This is a genomic window from Bradyrhizobium sp. UFLA03-84 (assembly GCF_002289535.1).
GTDB classification, from domain to species: Bacteria; Pseudomonadota; Alphaproteobacteria; order Rhizobiales; family Xanthobacteraceae; genus Bradyrhizobium; species Bradyrhizobium viridifuturi.
In genome coordinates this window covers 87103-112663 of the sequence record NZ_NSJY01000010.1, presented here as the reverse complement: position 1 = coordinate 112663, position 25561 = coordinate 87103, and the positions used below count along the sequence as shown (strand labels likewise).

27 protein-coding genes are annotated in these 25561 nt (G+C 65.8%); 13 read left to right on the top strand and 14 right to left on the bottom strand.

Annotated features, from left to right (window positions below):
• Window positions 1–56 precede the first annotated feature (56 nt).
• Both CK489_RS12315 and CK489_RS12310 read right to left on the bottom strand, forming a co-directional pair.
• Window positions 57–1406 carry an ATP-binding protein gene (locus tag CK489_RS12315; RefSeq protein WP_158226433.1) on the bottom strand — a complete coding sequence of 450 codons (1350 nt, stop codon included), beginning with the start codon at window positions 1404–1406 and terminating at the stop codon, window positions 57–59.
• Complete coding sequence (locus CK489_RS12310) at window positions 1403–2065, bottom strand: response regulator transcription factor (protein WP_095732501.1); 663 nt, start codon at window positions 2063–2065, stop codon at window positions 1403–1405. The genes CK489_RS12315 and CK489_RS12310 overlap by 4 nt, the downstream gene beginning before the upstream one ends.
• Window positions 2066–2329: 264 nt before the next feature.
• Here CK489_RS12310 and CK489_RS12305 point away from each other — a divergent pair, with 264 nt between their 5' ends.
• The 4 genes from CK489_RS12305 to CK489_RS12290 all read left to right on the top strand — a co-directional run bounded on the left by CK489_RS12305 (window position 2330) and on the right by CK489_RS12290 (window position 6737).
• Window positions 2330–3085 carry a COG4705 family protein gene (locus CK489_RS12305; protein ID WP_095732525.1) on the top strand — a complete coding sequence of 252 codons (756 nt, stop codon included), beginning with the start codon at window positions 2330–2332 and terminating at the stop codon, window positions 3083–3085.
• 54 nt (window positions 3086–3139) lie between these two features.
• Window positions 3140–3535 carry a hypothetical protein gene (locus CK489_RS12300; protein ID WP_095732500.1) on the top strand — a complete coding sequence of 132 codons (396 nt, stop codon included), beginning with the start codon at window positions 3140–3142 and terminating at the stop codon, window positions 3533–3535.
• Window positions 3536–3622: 87 nt separating this feature from the next.
• The gene (locus CK489_RS12295; protein WP_245350337.1) at window positions 3623–4390 is read left to right on the top strand and encodes a COG4705 family protein; all 768 of its coding nucleotides are present in this window, start codon (window positions 3623–3625) and stop codon (window positions 4388–4390) included.
• Window positions 4391–4736: 346 nt separating this feature from the next.
• The gene (locus CK489_RS12290) at window positions 4737–6737 is read left to right on the top strand and encodes a hypothetical protein (RefSeq protein ID WP_245350336.1); all 2001 of its coding nucleotides are present in this window, start codon (window positions 4737–4739) and stop codon (window positions 6735–6737) included.
• Window positions 6738–6797: 60 nt separating this feature from the next.
• Here the strand turns inward: CK489_RS12290 and CK489_RS12285 are convergent, their stop codons facing one another.
• Window positions 6798–7784, bottom strand: coding sequence for a zinc-dependent alcohol dehydrogenase family protein (locus tag CK489_RS12285; protein ID WP_095732498.1), 987 nt, complete (start codon window positions 7782–7784; stop codon window positions 6798–6800).
• A gap of 125 nt (window positions 7785–7909) precedes the next feature.
• Here CK489_RS12285 and CK489_RS12280 point away from each other — a divergent pair, with 125 nt between their 5' ends.
• Window positions 7910–8485 (top strand): TetR/AcrR family transcriptional regulator, encoded by a 576-nt coding sequence (locus CK489_RS12280; protein WP_095732497.1) that lies wholly within the window; start codon window positions 7910–7912, stop codon window positions 8483–8485.
• Window positions 8486–8648: 163 nt separating this feature from the next.
• Window positions 8649–8984: a hypothetical protein gene (locus tag CK489_RS12275; RefSeq protein ID WP_349626926.1), complete on the top strand. Its 336-nt coding sequence runs from the start codon at window positions 8649–8651 to the stop codon at window positions 8982–8984.
• Window positions 8985–9003: 19 nt separating this feature from the next.
• Here the strand turns inward: CK489_RS12275 and CK489_RS12270 are convergent, their stop codons facing one another.
• From CK489_RS12270 to CK489_RS12250, 5 genes are all read right to left on the bottom strand, one after another.
• Window positions 9004–11082, bottom strand: a complete 2079-nt coding sequence (locus CK489_RS12270) for a 2Fe-2S iron-sulfur cluster-binding protein (RefSeq protein ID WP_095732496.1) — start codon at window positions 11080–11082, stop codon at window positions 9004–9006.
• A gap of 63 nt (window positions 11083–11145) precedes the next feature.
• Window positions 11146–11763, bottom strand: coding sequence for a glutathione S-transferase family protein (locus CK489_RS12265; protein ID WP_095732522.1), 618 nt, complete (start codon window positions 11761–11763; stop codon window positions 11146–11148).
• Between the two features lie 134 nt (window positions 11764–11897).
• Complete coding sequence (locus CK489_RS12260) at window positions 11898–12311, bottom strand: Rieske (2Fe-2S) protein (RefSeq protein ID WP_024584852.1); 414 nt, start codon at window positions 12309–12311, stop codon at window positions 11898–11900.
• Between the two features lie 222 nt (window positions 12312–12533).
• The gene (locus CK489_RS12255; protein WP_050630661.1) at window positions 12534–13646 is read right to left on the bottom strand and encodes an amidohydrolase family protein; all 1113 of its coding nucleotides are present in this window, start codon (window positions 13644–13646) and stop codon (window positions 12534–12536) included.
• Window positions 13647–13714: 68 nt separating this feature from the next.
• A complete protein-coding gene (locus CK489_RS12250) occupies window positions 13715–14779 on the bottom strand; it encodes an amidohydrolase family protein (protein ID WP_095732495.1) in 1065 nt (354 codons plus the stop codon).
• Window positions 14780–15013: 234 nt separating this feature from the next.
• Here CK489_RS12250 and CK489_RS12245 point away from each other — a divergent pair, with 234 nt between their 5' ends.
• Window positions 15014–15493: a hypothetical protein gene (locus CK489_RS12245; RefSeq protein ID WP_198960912.1), complete on the top strand. Its 480-nt coding sequence runs from the start codon at window positions 15014–15016 to the stop codon at window positions 15491–15493.
• Here CK489_RS12245 and CK489_RS12240 read toward each other — a convergent pair.
• Window positions 15490–16215: a DJ-1/PfpI family protein gene (locus CK489_RS12240; protein WP_095732494.1), complete on the bottom strand. Its 726-nt coding sequence runs from the start codon at window positions 16213–16215 to the stop codon at window positions 15490–15492. The two genes, CK489_RS12245 and CK489_RS12240, sit on opposite strands and share 4 nt — an antisense overlap.
• A gap of 98 nt (window positions 16216–16313) precedes the next feature.
• Between CK489_RS12240 and CK489_RS12235 the strand changes: the two genes are divergently transcribed.
• On the top strand, window positions 16314–17264 hold the full coding sequence (locus tag CK489_RS12235; protein WP_502694120.1) for a GlxA family transcriptional regulator: 951 nt from the start codon (window positions 16314–16316) through the stop codon (window positions 17262–17264).
• Window positions 17265–17302: 38 nt separating this feature from the next.
• On the opposite strand, the gene CK489_RS12230 is transcribed toward CK489_RS12235, so the two are convergent.
• Complete coding sequence (locus CK489_RS12230) at window positions 17303–17851, bottom strand: carboxymuconolactone decarboxylase family protein (RefSeq protein ID WP_095732492.1); 549 nt, start codon at window positions 17849–17851, stop codon at window positions 17303–17305.
• 285 nt (window positions 17852–18136) lie between these two features.
• Between CK489_RS12230 and CK489_RS12225 the strand changes: the two genes are divergently transcribed.
• Window positions 18137–19018, top strand: a complete 882-nt coding sequence (locus CK489_RS12225; RefSeq protein ID WP_143278128.1) for a hypothetical protein — start codon at window positions 18137–18139, stop codon at window positions 19016–19018.
• Window positions 19019–19054: 36 nt separating this feature from the next.
• Here CK489_RS12225 and CK489_RS12220 read toward each other — a convergent pair whose 3' ends face one another.
• A complete protein-coding gene (locus tag CK489_RS12220) occupies window positions 19055–19969 on the bottom strand; it encodes a LysR family transcriptional regulator (RefSeq protein WP_502694119.1) in 915 nt (304 codons plus the stop codon).
• Window positions 19970–20086: 117 nt separating this feature from the next.
• Between CK489_RS12220 and CK489_RS12215 the strand changes: the two genes are divergently transcribed.
• The 3 genes from CK489_RS12215 to rnk all read left to right on the top strand — a co-directional run bounded on the left by CK489_RS12215 (window position 20087) and on the right by rnk (window position 21886).
• Window positions 20087–20653, top strand: coding sequence for a chromate transporter (locus CK489_RS12215; protein WP_050630655.1), 567 nt, complete (start codon window positions 20087–20089; stop codon window positions 20651–20653).
• Entirely contained in the window at window positions 20650–21180 is a 531-nt protein-coding gene (locus CK489_RS12210; protein ID WP_095732489.1) for a chromate transporter, read from the top strand. The genes CK489_RS12215 and CK489_RS12210 overlap by 4 nt, the downstream gene beginning before the upstream one ends.
• A gap of 286 nt (window positions 21181–21466) precedes the next feature.
• Window positions 21467–21886, top strand: a complete 420-nt coding sequence (gene rnk, locus CK489_RS12205) for a nucleoside diphosphate kinase regulator (RefSeq protein ID WP_245350334.1) — start codon at window positions 21467–21469, stop codon at window positions 21884–21886.
• 172 nt (window positions 21887–22058) lie between these two features.
• On the opposite strand, the gene CK489_RS12200 is transcribed toward rnk, so the two are convergent.
• The 3 genes from CK489_RS12200 to CK489_RS12190 all read right to left on the bottom strand — a co-directional run bounded on the left by CK489_RS12200 (window position 22059) and on the right by CK489_RS12190 (window position 24391).
• Window positions 22059–22253 carry a hypothetical protein gene (locus tag CK489_RS12200; protein WP_095732488.1) on the bottom strand — a complete coding sequence of 65 codons (195 nt, stop codon included), beginning with the start codon at window positions 22251–22253 and terminating at the stop codon, window positions 22059–22061.
• Window positions 22254–22391: 138 nt separating this feature from the next.
• Window positions 22392–23456 carry a ketopantoate reductase family protein gene (locus CK489_RS12195; RefSeq protein WP_095732487.1) on the bottom strand — a complete coding sequence of 355 codons (1065 nt, stop codon included), beginning with the start codon at window positions 23454–23456 and terminating at the stop codon, window positions 22392–22394.
• Between the two features lie 125 nt (window positions 23457–23581).
• Window positions 23582–24391, bottom strand: coding sequence for a LytTR family DNA-binding domain-containing protein (locus CK489_RS12190; protein ID WP_158226432.1), 810 nt, complete (start codon window positions 24389–24391; stop codon window positions 23582–23584).
• A 94-nt stretch (window positions 24392–24485) separates the two neighbouring features.
• On the opposite strand from CK489_RS12190, the gene CK489_RS12185 reads away from it, so the two are divergent.
• Window positions 24486–25553 carry an alpha/beta hydrolase family protein gene (locus CK489_RS12185; protein ID WP_143278127.1) on the top strand — a complete coding sequence of 356 codons (1068 nt, stop codon included), beginning with the start codon at window positions 24486–24488 and terminating at the stop codon, window positions 25551–25553.
• Window positions 25554–25561 lie beyond the last annotated feature (8 nt).

Below are 25561 nucleotides of genomic sequence, written 5' to 3'. Positions count from 1 at the left end.
GGCCCGGTCGCGATCCCTGAGCATGCGCCGGGCTCGCCCCACCGCGGGACAGAGCCTCAGAGCGGCGGGCTGATGTGGCGATGAGCGGCGGCCGCCTCGCCTTGCGGATCGGCCACCGGCAGCTTGACGATCACGCGCAGGCCCGAGCGTCCGGCGCCGGTCACATTCTCGAACAGGATCGAACCCTCGGCGCGATCGACGATTCGCTTCACGATCGAGAGCCCGAGCCCGGCCCCCTCGCCGCTCGGCTGGCCGCCGCGAAAGAACGGCTCGCCTATCCGCGCCAGGTCCTGCGGCGGAATGCCCGGCCCGGAATCTTCGACCTGGATGACCGCCATGCCGTCCTCGCGATGGACGCTGAGATCGACGGCCCCGCCGTTGGACGTGAACTTGATCGCGTTCTCGACCAGGTTCCGGACTGCCGAGACGAGGGACATCGGATCACCGTTCACGGCGACCGCCTCGACGGTCGTGAAGCCGAGATCGATGTTGCGCGCCGCCGCCTCCGGCAGCAGATCGGCGACCACACCCTTTGCGATCTGGTCCAGGTCCACCGCCGCGCTCACGACGGACGGCGCGGCGTCCTGACGCGCCAGCGCCAGAAGTTGCTCGAGCAGGTGCTTGGTGCGCCGCATGCCGCTCTTCAACGCATCGAGCCGGTCGCGCGTCTCCGCGGGCATGTCGAGCGACGCAAGATTTTCCGCTTGCAGGCTGAGCGCGGTGACCGGCGTTCGAAGTTCATGGGCCGCGTCGGCGATGAAGCGCCGTTGCTGGTCCATCATAGCGCGGGTCCGCCCGAGCAATCCGTTGATGGAGCCAAGGAACGGCTGGAGTTCGCTGGGCGCGCCGGTCGCGGGCAACGTGCCGATGTCGTCCACCTTGCTCGCGTCGAGATCGCCGGCGAGGCGCAACATCGGCCGGAACGATCGGGCGATCACGAAGGCGGTCATCAGCAGCAGGCACGGCACCAGCGCGGCGATCGGCAACAGCGTGCGCACGGCCATGTCGCCCGCGATCTCGGTGCGGATCTCGGTCTGCTGCGTCACTGCGAAGCGGCTGCCGTCCGGCCGCGTCCGGAGCAGCACGCGGACCGGCTGTCCGTGATAGACGTCATTGTGTAGCCCATCCGTCAGACCCCACAGCCGGCGATCATCGGTGGCGCCGCGCGGCGCCTCGCCCAGCTCGACGACGGCAACCTCGGCATCCGCATCGACACCGGTGACCGGGCGGCTCTGCCGGATCGGCGCGCTCAGCGCGAAGCTGCCGATCTGGATCAGGACCGAGTCCTGCATCTCGATCGCTTCGCTGTAGGCCCATCGGTACGCCAGGATTCCACCGACGGCGCCGGTCAGCAGAATGATCGCCGTGAGTCCGACGAACAGGCGCCCGCGCAGCGATCCCATCATCTCGAACGATCCACCATCCATCCGACGCCGCGCACGTTCCGGATCGCTGACGCGCCGAGCTTTCTGCGCACCGCGTGGATCAGGAATTCGACCGCGTTGCTCTCGACCTCCTCGCTCCAGCCATAGATCTGGCGTTCGAGCTCGGCGCGGGACAGGATCGTTCCCGGCCGGTTCAAGAGCGCCTGAAGCAGCGCGAATTCACGCGCGCTGAGCACGACCCTTTCTCCACCGAGGGCTGCTTCCCGCGTCGCCGGGTCGAGATGAAGCTCGCCGTTGGTCAGCACCGGCGGCGCCCCGCTGCCCTCGCGCCGCAGCACCGCCCGCATGCGCGCCAGCAATTCCGCGATCTCGAACGGCTTGACCAGGTAGTCGTCGGCGCCGAGATCGAGCCCCTGGATGCGATCGTTCAGCGCATCGCGCGCGGTGAGAATGATCACGGGAAGGCGCGTCGAGCCGGCGCGGATCGCCTTGAGGACGTCGAGGCCATCGGTCAAAGGCAGTCCGAGATCGAGCAGCGCGATGTCGTAGGTCTCGCTACGGCTGGCCTCGATGGCAAGTTCGCCGTCGCGCACCCAGTCGACGGCATAGGCGGCATCCCGCAGCGCCTCGACGACGGCGGCGCCGATCATCCTGTCGTCTTCGACCAAGAGCACGCGCATCGCCTGGCAATCCGTCCCGATCCGTGCCGGAGCTCCACCCGGCGAAACTGCGTCGTATCGCCCAACCCGCGACACCCGCGCGATCATATCAGCTTCGACTTAGCCTGAACTTAGGGCTTTCGGCGCCGCCGTGGCCGCCACTTCGCCCGGCTAAGCCGGAGCTAAGTCTCGCGGGGCACGCTTCGTGTCGAACCCGGCGGAACCGCCGGCAATCTCACAGCGGAGTTCACCACCGTGCAGGTTACCCGGCGCATCGGCCGCAGCATGCTGAACAAGGTCCCCGAAGTCACCCTCGTCTTCTGGCTGATCAAGGTCATGTCGACCACGGTCGGCGAGACCGGCGCCGATTATCTCGCCGTCCATGTTGGCCTAGGCACAAGCGTGACTGGCCTGATCATGGCCGCCCTGCTGGCGGCGGTGCTGGCTGTCCAGCTGCGGAGGGACCGTTACGTGCCATGGGTCTACTGGCTGACGGTCGTGCTCGTCAGCATCGTCGGGACGCAGATCACCGATGCGCTGACCGACAAGCTCGAGATCAGCCTCTACGTCAGCACGGCGCTGTTCGCGATCGCCCTGGCGGCGACCTTCGCGATCTGGTTCGCGGTCGAGCGGACACTGTCGATCCACAGCATCGTGACCACGCGGCGCGAATTGTTCTACTGGGCGGCGATCCTCTTTACCTTCGCGCTCGGCACCGCCGCCGGCGACCTTGCCACCGAAGCGCTAGGCCTCGGCTTCAACGTCGGCGTCGTGGTGTTCATGGCGCTGATCGCAGGCGTCGCCGCGGCCTACGCGCTCGGCGCCAACGAGGTGCTGGCCTTCTGGATCGCCTACATCCTGACCCGGCCGCTCGGCGCCTCGTTAGGCGACATGCTGTCGCAATCCCGCGACTATGGCGGTCTCGGCCTCGGCACGATCTACACCAGCCTCGGCTTCCTCGCGGTGATCGTCGCGCTGGTCGGCTGGCTGTCGCTTGCAGGCGGCAGCGAGCGAAACCCCGAAGCATCGCCCCGCGCATGAGTTCGCCGCCGTTCGGACGGACGACGGCGGAAAGCCCCCAACAGGAGAACCACGATGAACCGAACGATAGTCGCACTTGCCGCAATCCACGCTCTCGTGGTGACTTCACCATTTCCGCATGCGAGCGGAGGCCTCAACCTGCTGCCTCGCGCGCAAGCCGCCGGATCCAGACTTGGCGACCTGACGCCGTTCCGCAGCATCGCCGCCGATGTCGCCGCACTGGTCGACAAGGGTGACCTCTCCGGCGCCAAGACGCGGATCAAGGATCTTGAGACCAGATGGGACGAGGCGGAAGCCGGCTTGAAGCCGCGCGCGGCCGCGGACTGGCACACGGTCGACAAGGCGATCGATCGTGCGCTCGAGGCGGTGCGTGAGAGCAATCCGGACGCCACCAAATGCAGGAAGGCGCTCGCCGAGCTGCTGTCGATCATGGACCAGATGAAGGCCTGATCCCGCCGTCCATCATTTGACCACCCGCCGGCGGTACCGACCGCCGGCGATGTCTCTTGAAGTGACGAATCTTGGAGTGACCACCCCATGGATATGCTGCTCGACAACGCCACTGACGATCGCACGGGCAAGGTTCCCGCCGTCACGCTCGGCTTCTGGATCATCAAGATTCTCGCCACGACGCTCGGCGAGACCGGCGGCGATGCCGTCACGATGTCGATGAATCTCGGCTATCTCGTCGGCACCGCGATATTCGCAGTCATCTTCGCAATTGCCGTCGCCGCGCAGATGGCCGCAAGGCGCTTCCACCCGCTGCTCTACTGGACGGTGATCATCGCGACCACGACCGTCGGCACGACCTTCGCCGATTTCGTCGACCGTTCGCTCGGGATCGGATATCTCGGCGGCTCGTCGCTGCTCGCCGCACTGCTCGTTGCATCGCTCGCTGCGTGGTATCGCACCATGAGAACGGTCTCGATCGCGTCGATCAACAACAAGGTGGCCGAAACCTTCTACTGGATCACGATCCTGTTCTCGCAGACGCTCGGCACCGCGCTCGGCGACTGGATGGCCGACTCCACCGGGCTCGGCTATGGCGGCGGCGCCATCGTGTTCGCCGCCGGCATCGCCGTCGTTGCCGCCGCCTATCTGTGGACCCGGGTCTCGCACACGGTGCTGTTCTGGATCGCGTTCGTCCTGACCAGGCCGCTCGGTGCCACCGTCGGCGATTTCCTCGACAAGCCGCTGGATCACGGCGGCCTCGCGCTCAGCCGCTACACGGCATCGGTTGCTCTCGCCGTTGCGATCGCGGCCCTGGTCTTCATGCTGCCGCAGCGCGCCGGCAAGCACGCGTGAGCCTCGAGCCTTTGCCCGCTCGGGACATCGTTCCCAGCGAGCGGGCAAGGTGGCGCATCGCAATCGATCCGCGCGCGGTCGATGACCGGTTGCCAATGTGATCCGGTTCCAAAGAGAGGCCTAGGACGTTTTGCCGCAGCCCGCGTCGCGAGCGAGCGTGACGCCCGTCATAGATGACGCGTCCGAATTCTGCGATCCTGATTTTGATATTGCCGTTTTTTTTCAATGCGCCGCTCTCGCCCAATGACGCGGGAGCAGCACCAGCCCGCTTCGCGAAGGCGAAGCTGATTGCCTTGCACCTTGGAAATTTGCCGGCTTCGACCGGCGCGCCACGAGGAAGCAAACCATGGCCAATACCCCACCGGTCGTCTCGATTGGTAACCACAGCCTGTTGTCCAATCACTGGCAAAAAATCCAGCCCTGGCTGACTTATTCCGACGCCGACGGCAATCCCGCGCAAAGCTTCCAGTTCTTCGACAGCGGCACATCCGCGACCAGCGGCTATTTCTGGACGCCCAGCAACACCCATTGGGCCGCCAACACCATCATCGACGTTGCAGCGTCCGACCTCTCCGACGTGTGGCTGAGCTCCGGTTCGGTCAGCGGCTCGGAGACAATGTGGGTACGCGCCTTCGACGGGACTGACTGGAGCACCTGGACGGCGTTCACCCTCACGACGACGCCAAACACGCCTCCAGTCGCTGCGATCAATGACCAGTCGCTGCACGTCAATACATGGGCGAAGGTCGAGAATTGGCTGAGCTACTCCGATGCCAACGGAGATCCCGCGACCAAGTACCAGTTCTGGGACAGCGGCACGTCTGCGACCAGCGCCTATTTCTGGACTCCCACCAATTCGCATTGGGCTGCCAACACGACGATCGAGGTTTCGGCCGCCGACCTGACCAACCTCTGGATCCAGGGCGGCTTGACGACCGGCACCGAGACGATGTGGGTCAGGGCATTCGACGGATCAGACTGGGGTTCCTGGGATTCTTTCGGACTGACGACGACGAACTCGGCGCCTGTCGCGACGATCGGCGATCATTCGGTGCACATGGGCCAGTGGGTCACCGTCAGCAACTGGTTGACGACGTCGGATGCCGACAATGACACCATCACGAATTACCAGTTCTGGGACAGCGGCACCGCCGCGACCAGCGCGTACTTCTGGACGCCGACCAATTCGCACTGGGATGCGAACACGACGATCGACGTTTCGGCCGCCGATCTCGCCAATGTCTGGATCCAGGGCGGCTCGGCGACCGGTTCCGAGACGATGTGGGTCAGAGCGTTCGACGGCACCTCGTGGGGCAATTGGGACAGTTTCGCGGTGACGTCGACCGTCAACACGCCGCCGGTCGCGACCATCAACGACCAGTCGGTTCACGTCAATACATGGGTCAAGCCGGAAGGCTGGCTCGGCACCAGCGATGCCGAGGGCGATACGATCACCAAGTATCAGTTCTGGGACGGCGGCACGGCCGCGACCAGTGCCTACTTCTGGACGCCCACCAATGCGCATTGGGCGGCCAGCACCCCCATCGACGTCTCGGCGTCCGACCTGGACAGCCTCTGGATTCAAGGTGGCTCGGCGACCGGCGCCGAGACCATGTATGTGCGGGCCTTCGACGGCACCGCCTGGAGCAGTTGGGACAGCTTTACCCTGACCTCCACGAACACGGCGCCAACGGTTGCGATCAACGATCATACGCTGAACGCCGCGCAATGGGCGCAGCTCGTCAACTGGACGTCGGCATCCGACGTCGATGGCGATCCGATCACCAAGTATCAGTTCTGGGACGGCGGCACGGACGCGAACAGCGGCTACTTCTGGACATCAACGAATTCACACTGGGCGGCAAGCACGCCGATCGAGGTGTCGGCGTCCGATCTGGCTGACGTTTGGGTGCGAGGCGGCACCGCAGGCGGCTCGGAGGCCATGTACGTTCGCGCGTTCGACGGAACCAGCTGGAGCGCCTGGGACAGCTTTAGCCTGACGTCGCTGCCAAACCACGCGCCTGCCGCCACGGTCAACGATCAGACCTTGCACGTCAACGAGTGGAGCCAGATCAGCAACCTGGTGTCCTATTCCGACGCCGACGGAAATCCTGCAACGGAATATCAGTTTTGGGATGGCACCACGGCCGCGAACAGCGGCTATTTCTGGACGTCGGCGAATTCGCACTGGCCGGCCGCCACCGTCATCGACGTCGGCGCCGCCGACCTCGGCGATGTCTGGATGCGGGGCGGCGCCGCCACCGGCACCGACTTGATGTACGTACGCGCGTTCGACGGAATTGACTGGAGTTCGTGGCACGCTTTCGCGCTCACGACCATCGTCTAGCTGCCTGCTGCGATCCGGTGGCGTACACGGCATCGCCGTGTCACGCCACCGACTGTCCGGCTACGCAGCCTGGTTCGGCGTGAAGATGACCTTGCCCTTGAACGCCGACGCCTGCGCGATCGCCTGCGAAAAATCCTCCAGGCGATAGGACCCGACCACGGGCGCGCTGATCGCCCCTGAGGCGACCATCGGCACGAGGTGGTCGTACATCGTGGCCAGCGCCTCGTCGGTTGCGGTCTTGCTCCAATGGGCGAGCCAGAAGCCGCGCACCGACACCTCGTTGAAGATCACGCTGAGAGCCGAGCCGGAGAACGGCTGTCCGCTCATCGCGCTGTAGATGACCAGCACGCCCTTCGGCGCCAGACAGTTCATCAGGTTCAAGGCCGACGCGCCGCCGACGACGTCGAGCGCCAAGTGGATCGGCGCCTTGCCGGTCTCCCTGGCGACGCGTTTGGCAAGGTCCGGCCCGTCGACCAGCACGATATCGCCGCCGACCGCCTTGACCTCATCCACGACCTCCTCGCGGCGGACAATGTTGACTGTCTTCAGCCCAAGCGACCTGGCGATGCCGATCACCGCGCGCGCCGTCGCCGAATTGGCGCCGTTCTGGATCACCCAGCCGCCGCGCGGGATCTTGACGAAATCGGTCAGCAACAGATAGGCGGTCGCCGGATTGACCGCGATCATGGATAGCTGCCGGATATCGGCAGTTTCGGGCAACGGACGCTGCCAGGACGGCGTGAACTTGAGCCGTTCGGTCCAGGTCGGAATCGTGAACGGGATCAGCGTGCGGTCACCTTCCCTGAGGTTCTTGACCTGCGCCCCCGCGGCGATGACCCGTCCGACGCCCTCGATCCCGAGCGTCGCCGGCGGCGTCGGCAGATAGCCGTAGCGTCCGGCCATGATCATGAAGTCCGAGTTGTTGATCGGCGCGGCCTCGACCGCGACCACCACCTCGTTCGGCCCGGGGCTGCCGACATCAGGCACCTCGTTGAGCTTCACCGCTTCTGCCGGACGTCCGAACGCAACCACCTGAACCGCCTTCATGGCATCATCTCCCGATTTTATTCTATACTTATAAGTACAGAATAAGCGTGACGTCAATGACTGGAACTGCCTTCACAGCAAGGTGAAGGCTTCACATTGAACGCGGGAGTACATAAAACAGCACCATGGCAAGGCCACGCAGTTTCGATCCGGACGACGTCCTGGAAATCGCCCGCCAGGTGTTCTGGCAGAAGGGCTTTCAGGCGACCTCGCTCGACGAGATCACCGCCGCGAGCGGGATCGCGAAGCCGAGCCTTTACGCGGCGTTCGGCGACAAGCACGCGCTGTTCCTGCGCGTGCTGGACCGCTATCACGACGGCATCCTCGGTTGGGCCGAGCGCGTGCTGGCGCAGCCGGGGCCGGCCCGCGAGGCGATCAGGCAGTGGCTCACAGGCTTCATCCCGTACTGCTCGGGCGAGAAGGGACAGCGCGGCTGCCTGTCGATCAATTCGGCGACCGACGGCTCGCTCGATCAGGCCGCGCTCCGCAAGAGCATCGAGCGCTACAACCGGCGGCTCGAGGAGCTGTTGCGCAGCCGGCTGCGTGCCGACCGCGACCAGTTCAGGAAGGGCTTCGATCCCGACGTCACCGCGCACACGGTGATGGTGGTGCATGCCGGGCTGATGGCGCTCGCGCACCAGACACCGGATTCGAAGCAGGTGAAGGCCGTGATCGATCAGGTGATGGGCCTGCTGGCCTGAGCTCGTCGACGCCGGCGTTCCGGTCGCACCCCGCTATGCCTCTCATGAATGTGACTTATATGATTATCATCATCTATTGATGAACTGAACTCCGTGACCATTTCCGGATTGGTTGACATGGGCTTCCGGAACTGGGAACCAGATGAACACATCGTCTTGGCGTATGACGCTTACCGTCCTCATCGCCCTGCTATCGATGCCGGCGATCGGTCCGGCCCGGGCCCACGATCACGACCATCCCGAGCTCAACGGCTGGTACGAGAGCCTGCACAGCGGCAAGGGACCCTGCTGCGACGGCAGCGACGCAACGCGCGTCGACGACGCCGACTGGGAAACCAAGGACGGCCACTACCGGGTACGCCTCGAGGGCGAGTGGGTCGACGTTCCCGATGAGGCCGTCGTCATCGGACCGAATCGCGCCGGCCACACCGTGGTCTGGCCGTATTACCTGAACGGCCATCCGCGGCCGCGCTGCTTCATGCCCGGCAGCATGGGCTGAGCAGGCGCGCCGCACCAGCTCAGAGATCGAGCTGGATCAGGTCTTCGCCGTCCGCCTCCGGCTTTGCCGGAACGGCACAACAGATCAGCACTTCGTCATCGGCCACCTCGGCGGTCGGCTGCTTCAGATAGGTCACGGCACCCGCCTGCAATTTCGTTCGGCACGTTCCGCAATTGCCTTCCCGGCAACTGAACACAGGACTGAGGCCGTGCGCTTCCGCCAGTTCGAGCAGCGTGCCCGACTCCGGCGTCCAGCGCGCTTCCTTCATCGATGCCGTGAAGGCGACCGGGACCGGCGCGGTCGCAGGCGGCCGGCGCGGCGGGAGCGCCGGCGTAGTCACATCCTGCTTTCTCACCAGCGACGATGGCCCGAAGGCTTCGGCGTGAATCCTGCTGTCGGCAATGTTGTAGCCGCGCAAGGCGTCATAGAGCGATTGGGTGAACTGCGGCGGACCGCACAGATAGAAATCATAGTCGTTGAACGGCAGCACGCGCGACAGCAGCGCCATGTCGATCCGCCCCGCGGCGTCATAGTCGGCGCCCTGCTCGGCACCCTCGACGTCACTGAGAACGCGGATGGCCCTGACAGCACCGCCCGCGGCCGCAACCAATTGCTGCAACTCGTCGCCGAACGCACGCTCTTGCTTGGCACGGGCGGCCTGGAACAGGAAGGTCGGCCGGATGCCGCGGGTCCGCAGCCCCTCATAGACCACGTGGCGCAGCATCGCGAGCAGCGGAGTGATCCCGACGCCGCCGGCGAGCAGCACCGCCGGCCGCTTCTCGCGCGCATCGATCGTGAAGCCGCCCGCCGGCGCGCGCGCCTCGATGATGTCGCCGACACGGATGTTGTCGTGCAGATGCTGCGACACCGCGCCATCACGCTTCACGCTGATGCGATACATGCCGTCCGACGGCGCGACCGACAATGTATAGGTGCGGATGATCGGCTTGTCGGCGCCGGGGAGCGCGATGCGGATCGGCAAATGCTGTCCGGCCTGGTGCGGCAGCCGCCCGGCGCCATCACCCGGCTGCAGATGAAACGAGCGGATCGAGCGGCTCTCGTCGACGATCTTGGTGACCTTGAACGGACGCCACTGCGTCGCAAGCTCGGTTGCGCGGATACGGTCTGCGGCCTGCGTCCAGTCGCCGGTCATCAATGCATTCGGCGACCAGCCGTCGGCCCGGAACGCCCAACGCAGCGGCAACGCGCCGCGCCTGCGCACCATGCGGCGGGCACGAAAACTCCAGAGCCGTTCGGCGCCCTGGAACGCCGCGATCTCGGGTGAATCCAGGATCACTTCGGCATCGCCGGTCAGTTGCAGCATGTCGCCGGTTTCGAAATCGACGAAGGCCAACCCAGCCTTGCCGTTGACGAGGATGTTGCCGAGCGTGTTGAAGAACAGGTTGCCGGCGAAATCCGGAATGGTCAGCGTGCCGTCGGCGGCGACGCGAACGAAGCCTGCCTTGCCGCCGCGATGCGAGACGTCGACCTGGCGACGGTCCTCGCGCTCGGCGTAGGACGCCACGAAGAACGTGTCCGCCGCCGCGATCATGTCGCGCGCGGCCTGATCGAGCGTCGTGCTCGTCTCCACCGCTCCGGTGAACGGCTGATCCGGCTCGTGCATAAAGGCGAAGTCACGGAGCTGGATATATTGCGGGCAATTGCCAAAACTCTGATCGAGCTCAAAGCTGAGCACGTTGCCGGACGATGCGCGGAGCAGCCCGTTGGCACGGTTGCGCCGCCGTGTGTGCAATTCGATGCCAAGCAATGCGATGGCGTCGTCCTCGCGCATGCCGTCGCTGACGGGATCGCTTGGGTCAGGCCGTGCGGAGATCTCGAGGCTGCGCGATGTCGGTGAGGCGATGAAGCCGGGCCGGCCGGCCAGCAACGAGGCCCATGCGTCGCCGCTGCGGTCCACGCTGCCGACCACGATGAAGGGAATTTGCCCAAAGAATTCGCGATGCTGGTCGGGCATGAAGTCGCGCACAGCGCGCTGGCCGACGGCCTCCATCTTCTCGGCGACGCCGACCCTTTGCTGGATCGCCTTCTCGCCGACATGCCAGGCCGCGAGCTTGCTCTTGGTTCGCCTGTCACTCATCGCCTCGCGCTCCCTTCTCGGGCCTGGAGGGGCGCGCCCCGCAGGGCACGCCCGCTCAGCCTATCACACAGCCGCCGCCAGACCGACGCGGGTCTTGGCGAAGGGCACGAAGCCCGGCAGCGCCTCGATCCGGCGCAGGAACGCGCTGACGCGCGCATAGGCGGAGAGATCGACATTGCCTTCCGGCGCACTCGACAGATAGCTGTAGAGTGCGATGTCGGCGATCGTCGGCTGCACGCCGACCAGCCAGTCGCGATCGGCGAGATGAGCCTCGAGCCGCTTCAACAGGAGATGGGCGCGAGCGATCACGTCTTCCGGGTTGAACTTCGCGCCGAACACGGTGACGAGCCGCGCCGCGGCGGGTCCGAACGCGAGATCGCCGGCGGCGACCGACAGCCAGCGTTGCACGGCGGCGGCGCCCTTCGCATCCTGCGGCAGCCAGTCGGTGCGGCCGAGCTTGGTCGCGAGATAGACCAGGATCGCGTTGGAGTCGGGAATGATGACGCCGTCATCGTCGAGCACCGGCACCTGGCCGAACGGATTGAGCGCCAGAAACTCCGGCGTCTTCTGCGCGGCGGACCTGAGGTCGACCTCGACCAGCTCGTGCGGAATTCCGAGCAGGGAGATGAAGAGGCGGGCGCGGTGTGCGTGACCGGAGAGCGCAAAGTGATAGAGCTTCATGGTGCCGTTCCTGATGTCGTGGACGGGGCCATTCCCGACCGCGACCTCAAGGTGGCTCATTGCAGCTGCAATTATAATTATTGTCGTGGGAACTTCATTATTGCAAATATTGCAATAACGCGGGCACGCGCCGATCAAACCTCGACGATCACGTAATTGTCTTCGATGTGCACCGGGAACGTCTCGGCGACGTAAGGCCCCTTCTGCAGTTCCGCGCCACTTTCGACCGCGACCGGATAGGAGCGGATCCTGAACCGCTTCGGGTCGAACCAGGACTGGCCGTTGCGGATGTCGAACTCCCACCCGTGCCACGGGCAGCGCAGCATCTCGCCGACGCGGTCGCGCTGATAGATGCCGGGCTCCGGCGAAGTCAAGCGTGCGACGCAGGCCGCCTTCTCCAGCGGCGCACCCTCATGCGGACACCGGTTGAGCAGCGCGAAGAACTCGCCATTGACATGGAACACGACGATATCGCGGCCCTCGAGGCCGAACACCTTGTTGCCGCCGGCCGGGATTTCGCTGGTGCGCGCGACGATGTGACGGGTCATCGGAATCCTAGTGTCGTGACCGCAACGGCGGTGTGCTCCCTCGCCCCGTTCTTACGGGGAGAGGGTTGGGGTGAGGGGCTGCATCCGCGTATCCGGCAAGAGTTGCGCGCGCGGAGGCTCCCCCTCACCCGGAATACATCTGACGATGCAATCCGACCTCTCCCCGCACGCGGGGCGAGGTGAAGTGGAGTCCACGGCTGGATCGCAAGCAACGTCATCTTCCTAGAACTTGTAAACCGCGCGGGCGTTGCTGTTGAAGATCTTGCGCCGCTCGGCGTCGGTCAGCGGCGTCTTGAAGGCGTAGCGCGCGTCGTCATAGTCCCAATGCGGATAGTCCGACGAGAACAGCAGACGGTCGATGCCGACCCATTCGATCAGCTGACGCAGGTGCTTCGCCTCATCGGGCTCGTCGATCGGCTGGGTGGTGAACCAGAAATTCTGCTTCACATACTCGCTCGGCCTGCGCTTCAGATGCGGTACCTCGCTGCGGAAGCGCTCGAAGTGCTGGTCCATCCGCCACATCGTCGCCGGGATCCAGCCGAAGCCGCCCTCGATGAACACGATCTTCAATTTCGGGAAGCGCTCGGGCACGCCTTCCAGCACGAGGCTCGTGAGGTTCGAGGCCACGGTGTGCGCGTTCGACTGATGCTCCTCGCAATAATAGGACGGCCAGCCGCCGCCGGTCGGCGCGTGCCCGCCATAGCCACCGACATGGATCCCGAGCGGCAGATCGAGCTCTTGCGCGCGCTCATAGATCGGCCAGTAGCGGCGACGGCCGAGCGGCTCGTTAGCGCGCGGTGAGACGTTGATCTGGATGTATTCGCCTGATTTGGCGCAGCGCTCGATCTCGGCAAGGCCGAGGTCTGAGCCGTCCTGCCCGACCAGGATCGAGGCCTTCAGCCTGGGATCGCGATGCGCCCAGAACGCGAGCTGCCAGTCGTTGATCGCGCGCTGGATCGCGGCGCCGAACTCCAGATTCTGCTGCGAGAAGATGAACAGGTCGAGCACCTGCAGGATGCCGAACTCGACATCGAAGGGATCGAGATGCTGCTTGCGCATGAAATCGAGGTCGGAGCCCGGCACGCCGCCGGTCGGCGGCCAGGCATCGCGCCGCGCGATCAAGGGCGAGGAGCGCGGATACGGCGTGGTGCCGATATAGGGCGTGCGCAGATGGCTGCCGTATTCCTTCAGATGCTGCTGCCAGCGCTTCGGTAGGAATTCGTTGAGGTCGCTATGCGCGTGGATGCTGGGATGGATGTCGCAATCGATGATCTTCAGCCGCGTCGCAGCGGTCTTCTCCTGGTCGAGCATCGGGCGGTCGATGACATCACTCATGCGATCCTCCTTGTTATTTGGCGCATGATCTCTTCGGAAAACCGGTTCCCACTTTTCCGGATCATGCGCTACGAATTCAGCTTGAGACGCGGAAAGGTTTCCAGCGGGTTGTCTTCGCACATCCGCTTGACAAGTCCTGCTGGCAAATGCGGCGGGACCGGATCGTCGCCGTCGAACTGCCAGTGCGGATAGTCGGACGCGAACAGGAACATCTTGTCGGAGCCGATCTGGTCGATGATGTCGGCAACGCTTGTTGCATCCATCGGCGCGTCGAACGGCTGCATGGTGACGCGGAAATGCTCGCGGATGATCGCCGCCGGCTCGCGCTCCACCCAGGGCACCTCGACGCGCACACCGCGCCAGGTCTTGTTGGCGCGCCACATGAACGCCGGCAGCCAGCTGACGCCCGACTCCATCAGCACCACGGTCAGTCCTGGATACTTCCCGAACACGCCCTCATAGATCAGGCTCAAGGTCTGCGCCTGGAACGCCTGCGCCTCGGCGAGATAATATTCGTAGCGGTAGGACGGCCAGCCGATCGAGCTCGGCGCACCGCGATAGGCACTGCCGGCGTGGATCGCGATCGGCAGCTTGTATTTCTCGGCGGCCTGATAGATCGGCCAGTAATGCCTCCGGCCGAGCAGCGTCTCGTTCTGCGAGGGCACCAGCACCGAGACGAAGCGGTTATCGCCTGCGCGGCGCTCGATCTCCTCGACGGCGAGATCCGGCGCCTGGATCGGCACCACGATCGAGGCGCGCAGCCGCTTGTCCTTGGCGAGCCACTCGGCGGCGATCCAGTCGTTGATCGCGCGGCAGAAGTCGGCGGCCATGTAGGAATCGAACACCGCCTGCGCGCCATAGACGACGTTGCAGATGGCGTGGCTGGCGCCGAGCTGGTCGAACGCGCCGCGCTGCACCATGGCAAGGTCGCTGCCGGGCTTGCTGCCGTCGGCCGGCCGCCAGTCGGCACGTCCGGACAGCGGCATCGACGGGGGATAGGAATTGAGGTCGAGCCCGTCGATGGCGCGGCTGACCACCTGTTCCTTCCAGTGATCGCTCAGATAGGGCAGCAGCGTGGTGCGCGTTCCTCCCACCGCGGGATGGATGTCGCAGTCGATGCGCGTGGCCGCCATGGCGTTCCTCGAAACTGTCTTGGTCTTCGTTGTTGGCGGCATCGCTGCCGCAGATCGGACTGTGACGCCGATGGCGCGATCGTGCAAGCCGGTCCACGCGGGTCCGCCCTGCCCCATGCGCGCACCGCCCCTCACGCGAAGTTGCGGAGGCGCATGTGAACGGCGTCACCCATCCGGGCGGCAGGATATGCTAGCGATTCCGCGCCGCGGAAAGCGCAGCGACAGGAGATGGGAATGAGACTGGGCCGACTGACGATACTTGCATGCTCGCTGTCGCTGGCTTCGCACGCCGCGTGGGCTGCGCCCGCGACCACGTCCGGCTCGGTCGCGCTAGCACTCGCCGGCGTGGTGGCGCCCTATTCGCCGCTGCCGGCCAGGAAGAAGAAGGCGGTCGCCGCGTTCTTCAACGGCGACAGCAACGTCCACGTCACCAGGAAGATCACCGTCACCGCGGACAAGGTTGTCTGCCGCGCCAGCAATGTCGACATCACCTCGCGCTCCTGCGCGCTGACCTTCGGCAGCCGGACCCACACCGTGAAAGGCAGCACAGCCAACGCGATCTACGCCACCATTGCGCTCGCCGGCGTACCCGGCGACGGCGCCGCCGGCACGATCTACGAGGCGCTGTCGAAACTGTCCTGCACGCTCGATCCCAAGGTGATCAAGGACAAGGCCGGCGGCGGCGCCGACTGCAGCTTCGCGCCGGGCAACTAGCTTGCGCGCTCGGGCTCCTGCACGACGACGCCTAGCCTAGCGGCCACGCGGCGCGCGGTTGCTTCCCGCTGCGCCGTGATCGTGCGCGTCGCCTCTCGCGTCCGCCGCAGGATCTCGGGCGGCGCGGTTTCCGGTGTGCCGCTGTCGAATGGCGGCTCCGGCGCGTAGGCCATGTAGAGCTGGATCGCCCGCGCCGCGTCGTCGCCGCGCAATTCGGCCGCCAATCGCAACGCACCGTCGATGCCGGCCGTGACCCCGGCTGCAAACACAAAGCTGCCGTCGACCACCACGCGCTCGTTCACGGGCGTGGCGCCGAAATACGGCAGCAGATGCAGCGACGCCCAATGGGTGGTCGCGGTGCGTCCCTTCAACAGGCCGGCCGCGCCGCACAGCAACGCGCCGGTGCATACCGAGAAGATGCGGCAGGCCCCCGCCGCCTGCTGGCGGATCCAGCCGAGCACCTCCGCGTCCTCCATCAGGGCTTCCTGGCCGAAGCCGCCCGGCACATGCAGCACATCGAACGGTGGCGCCTCGGCCAGCGTGGCATCCGGCGTCAGCCGCAACCCCTTGAGGTCGCACACCGGCTCCATGGTCCTGGCGTAGATGCGGTAGGTCGAATTCGGAATCCGCGACAGCACTTCGAAAGGACCGGTCAAGTCGATTTGATCGACGCCTTCGAACAGCAGCGATCCGATCCGCAAGTGGACATCATGAGCAATCATTGGGCTCTCCTTGCACTATGGACAAAGCAAAACTAGCGCGGCAGTTTTCGGCGATGACGCCAAAGCCCCCACATTCTCCGCCAAACAACCGGCGCGTGATCGAAGTGCTGGCCTATCCGGCAGTGCAGCTGCTTGACGTCACCGGACCGTTGCAGGTGTTCGCGTCCGCGAACGCGCTGACGGCCAAGGCAGGCAACGCCGAGCCCTATGACGTCCGCGTCGTTGCCAGGGACGGCCCGACGGTCGAGGCATCTGCCGGCGTTGGCCTGGCGGTGCATCCGCTGCCCGCCATCGGTACCGCGGTCGACACGCTGGTGATTCCAGGCGGCGACGGCGTCAACGCCGCTGCATCCGATCGCATCCTGGTGGATTGGGTGCGCAAGCGCAGCGGAGACGCCCGCCGCACCGCATCGGTGTGCACCGGCGCGTTCCTGCTCGCCGCGTCAGGCGCGCTCGACGGCCGTCGCGCCGTGACGCATTGGGGATTCTGGGAAGAGCTCGCCGCGCGCTTTCCCGAGGTCCGCGTCGAGTCCGATCCGATCTTCGTGCGCGACGGCACGTTCTGGACATCGGCGGGCGTCACGTCGGGCATCGATCTCGCATTGGCACTGGTGGAGGACGATCTCGGCCGCGCGACAGCGCTTGCCGTCGCCCGCTATCTCGTGGTCTTTCTCAAGCGTCCGGGCGGGCAGGCACAATTCAGCGAGGTCCTGTCCCTGCAAACCGCCGACGACAGGTTCAGCGCGCTGCATGACTGGATCGGCAACCATCTGGCCGACGACCTATCGCTGCCCACGCTGGCGAAACAGGCCGGAATGAGCGAGCGCAGCTTCAGCCGGCACTACGCCGAAGCGACCGGGTTGACGCCGGCACGCGCGATCGAGCGGCTGCGGGTCGAGGGCGCAAGGCATCTGCTGTCGGAGACGCGGCTACCGATCAAGCGCATCGCCCAACGCTGCGGCTTCGGCTCCGAGGAGACCATGCGCCGCAGCTTCCTGCGATTGCTGACGACCACTCCGCAGGACTACCGCGCGAGGTTTGCGGGCTAGAGGGCGTCGGCCTTGCGGCCGGCGCGCAGGAATAGACCTTAGCCATTCCAGGCATGCGCCTGCAGGCCCGCCTCCAGCGGCGGATTGGTCACGCTGCCGGTGTAATTGGTGATGGTCGACGCTGCCACGATGGTGATCACCTCGAGCAGCAATTGCTTGCTGAACCCGGCCGCCAGGAACTTCTCCTTGTCCTGCTCATCGAGCCGCCCGCGCTTCTCGATCAGCGTCCGCGCCAGGGTCGAGAGCGCGCCGAGCTGCTTGTTGGCGGGCGAGCGCCCGGCCCGCATCGCCTCGACGTCGGCCTGATCAAGGCCGGCCTGCAGAGCGAGCGCGGAATGCAGCGCGACCGCCCAGCTGCAGCCATTGGTCACCGCGTCGGTGAGCAGCACGGTCTGGATCTGCGGCTCGGAGAAGCTGCCGCCGTGAACCTTGTCGAAGATGTGGAGAAAGCTCTGGATCAGCACCGGTGACGTCGCCATCGCGGCCGCAAGGTTGGGGATCATGCCGAACCGCGCCTCGACCTCGCGCAAGGTCGGCTTCGAGGCTTCGGGGGCGGTATCGAACGTATGGACAGGAAAACGTGTCATGGGAACGGCCTCTGTGTTGATTGAACCCTGATGGTTTCGGGCGCTGAGCTGTTGCGCTCGACATGCGAGCAACCAGGTTCGATGCAGGCTATCTAGACGCGCGCCGACGCCAGCGTTCGCCAAACTCCCCACATTCCGCGCCATCCGCACGGGTGCGCACAAATGCGCACAAATCGGCACAGCGTCATCAACCGAGTGCCTAAGCTTGCAGGGATTGACCGTTGCGACATTTCGCACTGTCGCCGACGTTCTGCTCGCTCAATCTCTTCGATTCCGAATGGCGACATGAACCCGACAACAGAACCCGCCCCTTCGCGCGTGCAGCCCATGACCTGGCCAACCTGGTTCGCCTGGGTGATCGTCTCCGCGTTGATCCCCGTCTTCACCGTGTTGTCGGCAACGGCCATGGGCAAGGAGGTCTCGCGAAGCGCCGAGCACCGGACGCTGATCCTGAATGGCCTTCTGGCCGCCGCCGTGCCTGCCACGTTGGCCCCACTGCTGGTGCAGGGAATCGTGCTCAAGCGCGTGCTGCCGAGGCTGAGTATCACGGTCTGGTTTCTGGGCACGCTGCTGTCGTACGCGTTGTGGCTCGGAACGGCCTTGCACGCCTCTATTCGAGGGCCGCTTGCGATCGGCTTCGAGGCCGAGTTCCGACTGCAGAGAGCCGCGGTGATCGAGCGCATACACCACACACTGACCGTGTCGCGCATTCTCGACCTGCCATGGGGATCGTTCCTGGTCTCGACGATCGTGATCAGCGTGCTGACTTCACCGATTCCGGCCTGCTTGCTCGGCGTCGCATCCGGACGGCGCAGGACGACGTTGACGTTTCTCGGCGCATCGGTTGTCGCCACCGCCGTCTCCGCGACCGTCGCGCAAATCTATCACATGACCAACGACCCGCCGTCCCTGGAGCAGTGGGCCCTCAATGGCCAGCCGTGGTCCCGTCGCCTTCAGGTGCTGGCCGGCCGCTTCGGCGCCGGCGCGATCTGGGGCGCCATCACCGCGATTTTCGTCGTGCTGATGACGCGAGATCCGGCGGATGCGGCCGCGCCGCGAGACCATGTCCTCGCGCTCCATCGCACCGGCGGCATCGCGGCGGCATTGATCGCCCCCGTGCCTCTTGCGATGCTGGCGCCGTTGGCATGCTACTTCGTGAGGCCGTGAGCCCTCGCCGCCAGCGCCGGCAAACCGCACCAGACTTTACGCTCCCGCGCGGTCCTTGACCCGCCGCGTCACGATGGCGAGCAGGCGGCCGAGCGTGCCGCCGGCGGGGCCCTTCTTGCGCGCCAACGCCAACGGTGCGACTAGGCCTGTGGCGCGGTCGAGGCGGAGATAGGAGACGCCTGCGGTCTCCAGCCGCGCCATCGATTCCGGCACGATCGAAATGCCGAGCCCGGCGGCGACGAGGCTGAGCGTCGACACCATCCGCGTCGCCTCCTGCGCGACCTTCGGGCTGAAGCCCGCCGCGCGGCAGGCGGCGATGATGCTGTCATAGAGGCCCGGCCCGGTCGGGCGGCGGTAGAGGATCAGCGGCTCGTCGGCGAGCGAAGCCAGCGAAATCCGCCGCCGCGTGTCCTTGCGGGCACGCGGATGATGATCGGGCAACGCGACCAGCATCTCCTCGTCGAGTAGATGCGTGATCGTGAGATTCTCCAGCCGCTCGCTCGGCGAACGCACGAACGCCGCATCGAGCCGGTCCGCCTCGACGGCTTCGATCAATTCGCCGGTCGAGGCCTCTTCCAGCGACAATTTGATCGCCGGCGCGCGCTCGCGCATTTCGCGCATCACACCGGTGACGAAGGGATGGAAGGCGGCCGACGAGGTGAAGCCGATCGCAAGCTGGCCTTCCTGGCCGCGGCTGGCGCGGCGCGCGGCTTCCACGGCGAGCTCGGTGTCGCGGAGGATCGCGCGCGCCTTCTCCACGAAGGCGCGGCCGGCGGCCGTCAGTTCAACCCCGCGCGGCTGCCGGCGAAACAGCGGCGCGCCGATCGCGGCCTCCAGCGCGCGGATCTGCTGGCTCAGCGGCGGTTGCTGGATGCCGAGGCGGGCGGCAGCGCGGGTGATATGGCCTTCCTCGGCGACCGCGACGGCATAGCGGAGATGGCGCAGCTCGATCATCGGAGCGATCCATATGCAATGGATATGATAATTCAATGATCCATATATTTGATATTTGGAGCATCGCAAACTAGGTTCGGGTCGAACACGACAAGAAACGGAGCCGACGCGCCGATGGATGCAGCCCCCGCCACCCTCACCACCAAGCACGAGGCGCCCGACATCGGCGAGTTGTTCACGGGCTTCTTCATCCTCGGACTGACTGGCTTCGGCGGCGTGCTGCCCTTGGCGCGCCACATGATGGTGGAAAAGCGCGGCTGGCTCACCGGCGCGGAGTTCACCGACCTGCTCGGGCTGTGCCAGTTCCTGCCCGGCGGCAACATCATCAACATGTCGGTCGCGGTCGGGCTGAAGTTTCGCGGCATTCCCGGCGCGCTGGCTTCGATCCTCGGCCTGATCGCGGTGCCGACCGCGGTCGTGATCTGCCTCGGTGTGATCTATGGCCGCTTCGCCGACGATCCGGTGGTGCGTCATCTGTTCGGCGGCCTCGCCGCCGCTGCGGCCGGGCTACTGATCTCCACCGCGATCAAGATCGCCTGGCCGTTGCGGCGCGATGTCACCGGCCTGTTCATCGTCGCGCTCGGCGTGCTGGCGATCGCGATATTCCGGCTGCCGCTGCTGCCGACGTTATTGACGCTCGCACCGCTCAGCATTGTCCTGCGCGCGAGGCAGGCGTCATGACCGCAACCCTCGTCACGCTCGCGCTGATATTCGCCGAGCTCTCGCTGCTGGCCTTCGGCGGCGGCAACACCATCCTGCCCGAGATGCAGCGCCAGGTGGTCGACATCCATCACTGGATGACCGCGCAGGAATTCAGCGCGCTGTTCGCGCTGGCGCAGGCCGCGCCAGGGCCGAACATGATGGTGGTGCCGCTGGTCGGCTGGCATGTTGCTGGCTTCTCCGGCGTGCTGGTGACCTCGCTCGCCAAGTTCGGACCATCGTCGCTGGTCACCGGCTTCGCGCTGCGGCTCTGGGAGCGCTTCAAGGACCGGCCCTGGCGGCGCACGGTGCAGGCCGGGCTGGTGCCGGTCACCGCCGGCCTCGTCACCGCCAGTGCCATCGTCATCACTCACGCCTCGACCTCGAGCTGGGGCACGATCCTGATCGCGGCCGGCGTCGCGATCGCCACCACGACGACGCGCATCCATCCGCTGCTTGCGCTCGCCGCAGGCGCCGTGCTCGGCCTCACCGGCATCGGCCAGCCCTGACGCCCGTTCAGCGGCAGCGCGCGCGTGCGCGCTTTCGCCGCAATGGATGCGACGGCACGAGCGGCTATGTTGATGCTGCCATGATCGACACGCTGAGCATCGACACCCGCATTGCGCGCCTTGGATTGCGCGCCGGACGTCTGCACGCAGGCAATTAGCCGGCCGGCGATCGCGCGCCGTCCGGATTCCCTAGACGTCTTCAACATCATTTCAGTCCGTCGTGCCGCGCGCCGCATTCGCGCGCCGGCGCTGTTGCGCCTTCGATCAACCGCAAGGTCAAACCGACATGCCCCAGAGCATTCCAAACAGCTTTACCGCCGCGGCATTGCCGCCGATCGTCATCGCCGCGAGCGAGGCGCACCGCCTCAGCGCGCTGGCCGATTCCAGCATGGCAGTGTTCCCGCGCGTGGCCCAGTTCCTCGCGCGCGAGACCGACCGCGCCCGGCTCGTCGCCGACGATGCCGACCTGCACGACGTGGTCCGCATGGGCTCGCGCGTGCGATATCGCGACGACGAGACCGGCGACGTCAGGGAAGTCGTGCTGGTGTATCCGCACGAAGCCGACATCGCGCTCCGCCGCATCTCGGTGCTGACGCCGGTCGGCGCCGCATTGATCGGGTTGTCGGTCGGCCAAACGATCGATTTCCAGACCCCTAGCCACCAGACGCGGTCAGTGACGATCTTGGCCGTGACGCATCAGGGCTGACGGCGCAAACCTTCCACCTTCCGCGCGAGGCAGCCACCGGCGGACGGGCTCCCTCCCCCTTGCGGGAGAGGGAGCCTCACTGATGTGCTCACCTCACAAGGATGACGAGTGTGCTCACCACGAGTGCAGGTCGCTGCATGCGAGCGCCAAGGAAGTGCTCGGTGACCGCAACTCACGCCGCGAGGTGGCACTGCCCCATTTCGAGCCCGTGCCGGCGTCCGCGCGCGATGCCTTCGGCAATCGCTTTCACGACAAGCTCGGCGTCGGCGGGCGAGAGATGGTCGAGCGGCTGCCACGCACGCAGGATGTCGCGCGCGCGGTCGAGGTCGCCGTAGATTGCAAGGAGAGGAAGCAATTTGTTCGGCATGTCGTGGCTCCCAACCGCAACTACGCGAGCCTAGCCCAATTGGATGGGCCCAGCCATGCGTTCGCGAGCCGGGATTAGATGCTTTGCCGATCGCCGATGCATGGCGAGGGCGCTTGCCGCCCCCGCCATCGACGTGCGTCACTCCGCGCCGGAGCCGCCCTGCACGATCTTCTCGTTCAGCTTCTGGTCGACGGTCTCGACGGTGCGGTCGATCTCGGCGCTTGGCGTGCCGAGCTGATGCGAGATCAGCTTCACCAGCAGGTCGACGCGCTCGATGAACGGCGCGCCGGCGGCGACTGCGCGGGCCGCCGATGACGGCTTGAGCAGGCTTTCCGCCGCCTTGGCGTATTTCGCGAACGGCACCTGGTCCGCCGGATCGGCGCCGAGCTTGCGCGCGATGCCGTCGACATGGTCGTAGATCGCCTGCGAGCGGTTGAGGTCGCTGTGCACGGCGTCGCGGATCGATTGCGGCTCGGTCGGCGTGATGCAGCGGTAGTTACCGGTCAGCAGCATCGACCACTTGGCGAGCGGCACGAACAACGAGTCGAACACCTTCAGCTTCACCGGCACGTCCTGGCCGTCGAGCGTCACCGCGTCGATGTCGGCCTCCAGCTCGCGCAGCACCTTGTTGTGCTTGTCGTCGGCGAAGGCGGAGGCCTTGAAGTTGGTCGGCAGGCCGACATGCAGCACGTTGGCCTTCTCCTCCGGCGGACGGAACGCCTGCGGATCCGGCGAGCACAGCGTGACGAGGCCCGGCTCGAAGCGTTCCCACACCTGCGCGTTGGTGTAGGCCTCCTCGAGGTCCATGCCGGCGAGCGCGGGAATCCGCTTCAGATAGGGCAGCGGCGGCATGTTCATGATCGACAGGCACGGCAGCTTGGCCGCCGCGATCTTGATCATCAGCACGCGAACCGTGTGGTTGGTGTATTGCGGCTCCTGCATCGCCAGCCCGACCATGTCGTAGCGCGACACGTCGACATCGGCGGGCGTCACGGCGTCGAGTTTGCCCGGCAGGTCGCGCGAGAAGATCGAGCGGTGCTCCTTCTCGTCGCGCAGCTTGATCCGCACCTCGGTGCCTTCGCGGTTGATCAGGTCGGCGGTGTTCTTGCGGCACACCAGGGACACGTTGTGCCCCGCCATCAGAAGCTTGGTCCCCAGCAGGGAGCCGTAGGAAGCGCCAAGGATCAGAATGTTGCGTGCCATGTTTCCTCTTTCAAAGACCACTCCCGGACTTCTTGCCGGCGGTCCGTGGTATACCAGATACTTGTCTTACGATGTTCCGGCGATCCGGCCAAGCGCCTTGGCCACGATGACGCGGCTTTCCCGGATCAGGCGTCGCTAGGTACTCTATCCACCTGATTACGCAGCAATTTCTGCCCGGCGCGGCTCACCGGCAGGACGAGATCGTGGTCGAGCCGGACGCCAAGCCGGCCGGACTGACGCGCCAGCCCCCGGATCGCGGCGTGGGCGACCCAGTGCGACCGATGGATCCGCACCCCGGTCTCCGGCCCCAGGGCTGCGACGGCATCGGCCAGATTGATCAGGATCAGGGCCTCGCCGCGATCAGTGCGCACGCGGACATAATGGTCCTCCGCACTCAGGGACAGGACGGCCGCGTTGCGGACCGCAAACGGCAATTTCGACCGAAACGAGCAGCATATGTCCGGCGGAGACGCCGGCTGTGCCGGGTCGATGGCAAGATCAGTGGCTTCGGCAGGCATCCGCCGGATCGCCCAGATCAACGGGCCGAGGAACAGGTTGATGGACAGCACCTGCAGGGCGAGGTCGCGATAGGTCACAAAGGGAAGCACTCGGGGCGCCAGCAGCCATAACAACTGGTGGACGATCCAGCCGCCGATCGGCGCAACCGCCACCGCGACGCCGATGGCGGCCCAGAGCGGCTCGGCACCGGAGAACAGATAGCGTCGCACCAACGCCGTGACGGCGATGACCAGCGCGGTGATCAGCAGCGCCCCCGTAACGAAGTGCAGCAGCCGCGTCAGCAAGCTCATACCGACATAGGTGCCGAACGCGCCCACGATCGCGAGCGCGATGCCGGTCACCACCGGCAGCAGCAGCGCGGCGTGGCGCCGCGGCAGGGCCATTGAATCCTGGCGGAAAAATTCGGTGATGGTCATTGGCGTATAAGAACTGCCGTTCACGAAGTGGACGTGGACCCGAGACCGCCTCCTCCTATAGCAGCCCAACGGTCGATCATTCGAGGACGCACTCATGAAATTTTCGTTGGTTCCGGCGGCTCGCCTGCGGCGGCTCTGGTCCTGTCTTGGCCTGTCCTGTCTTGGCCTGCTGGCCCTCCCGGTGCTGGTGCCGCCCTCCGCGGCCGAGGCCACCGAGGCGGGCTGGCGCCAGATCACGATCCCGGTCTCCCCCTCCAATCCGGCGGCAATTCCTGTCGCACTTTATTACCCCACCCAAACACCGGCCCGCGCCATCCCGATGGGCTCGTTCACAGTCCGGGCGGCGATCGGGGCGCCGCCGGATCCAAAATTCAAGGGCCTGATCATCATCAGCCACGGAACAGGCGGCTCCGAAATCGGGCACTCCAGCCTGGCGGAGGCACTGGCCCGGCACGGCTACTTGGTCGCGGCCCTGCGGCATCCCGGCGACAATTGGCAGGATCATTCGATCTGGCAGCAGCCGCCGGGGACGTTCTTCACCGAACGGCCGCGCCAGGTATCACGGGTGATCGATGCGCTGCTGGCCGACCCCGAGTGGAAGGACAAGATCGCGACCGATGCGCAAGGTCCGCGGATCGGGGTAGTCGGACACTCCGCCGGCGGCTACACCGTGATCGCACTGGCCGGCGGCCAGGTCGACCTGTCCCGCATCGGCGCGCATTGCGAGACCGATCGCAAGGACGATCCACTGTTCTGCAGCATGGGGGGCAGCTCCAAGTCACCGCCGGCCACGACATTGCTGCCGCACGCAACCGATCCGCGGGTGCGCGCAGTAATCGCGATGGCACCGGCCGGCGTGTTCTTCACCGCCGCATCGCTCGCCGCCATCAAGCTACCGACCGCGGTCTACGCAGCCGAACGCGACCGCTGGCTGGTGCCGCGCTTCCATGCCGAGTGGATCGCACAGAATGTGCCGCACGCCGAGTTTCACATGATCCCCAACGCATGGCACTTCGCATTCATGGATCGCCCCGGCACGCCGATCGAAACCCTGGATGGCGACGCCGCGGCCGATCCGCCCGGCTTCGATCGCGAGGCGCTGCTCGCGCAGTTGCGCAACGAATTGCCCGCCTTCTTCGACAAGGCACTTGCGCAGGAGTAGGCTGCGAC

Bases quoted from the DNA above. Each gene is read 5' to 3' on its own strand.
- CK489_RS12225 (WP_143278128.1), top strand. From the start codon at position 18,137: ATGAACCCGACAACAGAACCCGCCCCTTCGCGCGTGCAGCCCATGACC.
- CK489_RS12195 (WP_095732487.1), bottom strand. From the start codon at position 23,456: ATGGCACGCAACATTCTGATCCTTGGCGCTTCCTACGGCTCCCTGCTG.
- CK489_RS12275 (WP_349626926.1), top strand. From the start codon at position 8,649: ATGACGCTTACCGTCCTCATCGCCCTGCTATCGATGCCGGCGATCGGT.
- CK489_RS12315 (WP_158226433.1), bottom strand. From the start codon at position 1,406: ATGATGGGATCGCTGCGCGGGCGCCTGTTCGTCGGACTCACGGCGATC.
- CK489_RS12200 (WP_095732488.1), bottom strand. From the start codon at position 22,253: ATGCCGAACAAATTGCTTCCTCTCCTTGCAATCTACGGCGACCTCGAC.
- CK489_RS12230 (WP_095732492.1), bottom strand. From the start codon at position 17,851: ATGACACGTTTTCCTGTCCATACGTTCGATACCGCCCCCGAAGCCTCG.
- CK489_RS12260 (WP_024584852.1), bottom strand. From the start codon at position 12,311: ATGACCCGTCACATCGTCGCGCGCACCAGCGAAATCCCGGCCGGCGGC.
- CK489_RS12265 (WP_095732522.1), bottom strand. From the start codon at position 11,763: ATGAAGCTCTATCACTTTGCGCTCTCCGGTCACGCACACCGCGCCCGC.
- CK489_RS12185 (WP_143278127.1), top strand. From the start codon at position 24,486: ATGAAATTTTCGTTGGTTCCGGCGGCTCGCCTGCGGCGGCTCTGGTCC.
- CK489_RS12210 (WP_095732489.1), top strand. From the start codon at position 20,650: ATGACCGCAACCCTCGTCACGCTCGCGCTGATATTCGCCGAGCTCTCG.
- CK489_RS12290 (WP_245350336.1), top strand. From the start codon at position 4,737: ATGGCCAATACCCCACCGGTCGTCTCGATTGGTAACCACAGCCTGTTG.
- CK489_RS12305 (WP_095732525.1), top strand. From the start codon at position 2,330: ATGCTGAACAAGGTCCCCGAAGTCACCCTCGTCTTCTGGCTGATCAAG.
- CK489_RS12240 (WP_095732494.1), bottom strand. From the start codon at position 16,215: ATGATTGCTCATGATGTCCACTTGCGGATCGGATCGCTGCTGTTCGAA.
- CK489_RS12255 (WP_050630661.1), bottom strand. From the start codon at position 13,646: ATGAGTGATGTCATCGACCGCCCGATGCTCGACCAGGAGAAGACCGCT.
- CK489_RS12190 (WP_158226432.1), bottom strand. From the start codon at position 24,391: ATGACCATCACCGAATTTTTCCGCCAGGATTCAATGGCCCTGCCGCGG.
- CK489_RS12300 (WP_095732500.1), top strand. From the start codon at position 3,140: ATGAACCGAACGATAGTCGCACTTGCCGCAATCCACGCTCTCGTGGTG.
- CK489_RS12295 (WP_245350337.1), top strand. From the start codon at position 3,623: ATGGATATGCTGCTCGACAACGCCACTGACGATCGCACGGGCAAGGTT.
- rnk (WP_245350334.1), top strand. From the start codon at position 21,467: ATGCCCCAGAGCATTCCAAACAGCTTTACCGCCGCGGCATTGCCGCCG.
- CK489_RS12285 (WP_095732498.1), bottom strand. From the start codon at position 7,784: ATGAAGGCGGTTCAGGTGGTTGCGTTCGGACGTCCGGCAGAAGCGGTG.
- CK489_RS12250 (WP_095732495.1), bottom strand. From the start codon at position 14,779: ATGGCGGCCACGCGCATCGACTGCGACATCCATCCCGCGGTGGGAGGA.
- CK489_RS12215 (WP_050630655.1), top strand. From the start codon at position 20,087: ATGGATGCAGCCCCCGCCACCCTCACCACCAAGCACGAGGCGCCCGAC.
- CK489_RS12270 (WP_095732496.1), bottom strand. From the start codon at position 11,082: ATGAGTGACAGGCGAACCAAGAGCAAGCTCGCGGCCTGGCATGTCGGC.
- CK489_RS12280 (WP_095732497.1), top strand. From the start codon at position 7,910: ATGGCAAGGCCACGCAGTTTCGATCCGGACGACGTCCTGGAAATCGCC.
- CK489_RS12310 (WP_095732501.1), bottom strand. From the start codon at position 2,065: ATGCGCGTGCTCTTGGTCGAAGACGACAGGATGATCGGCGCCGCCGTC.
- CK489_RS12245 (WP_198960912.1), top strand. From the start codon at position 15,014: ATGAGACTGGGCCGACTGACGATACTTGCATGCTCGCTGTCGCTGGCT.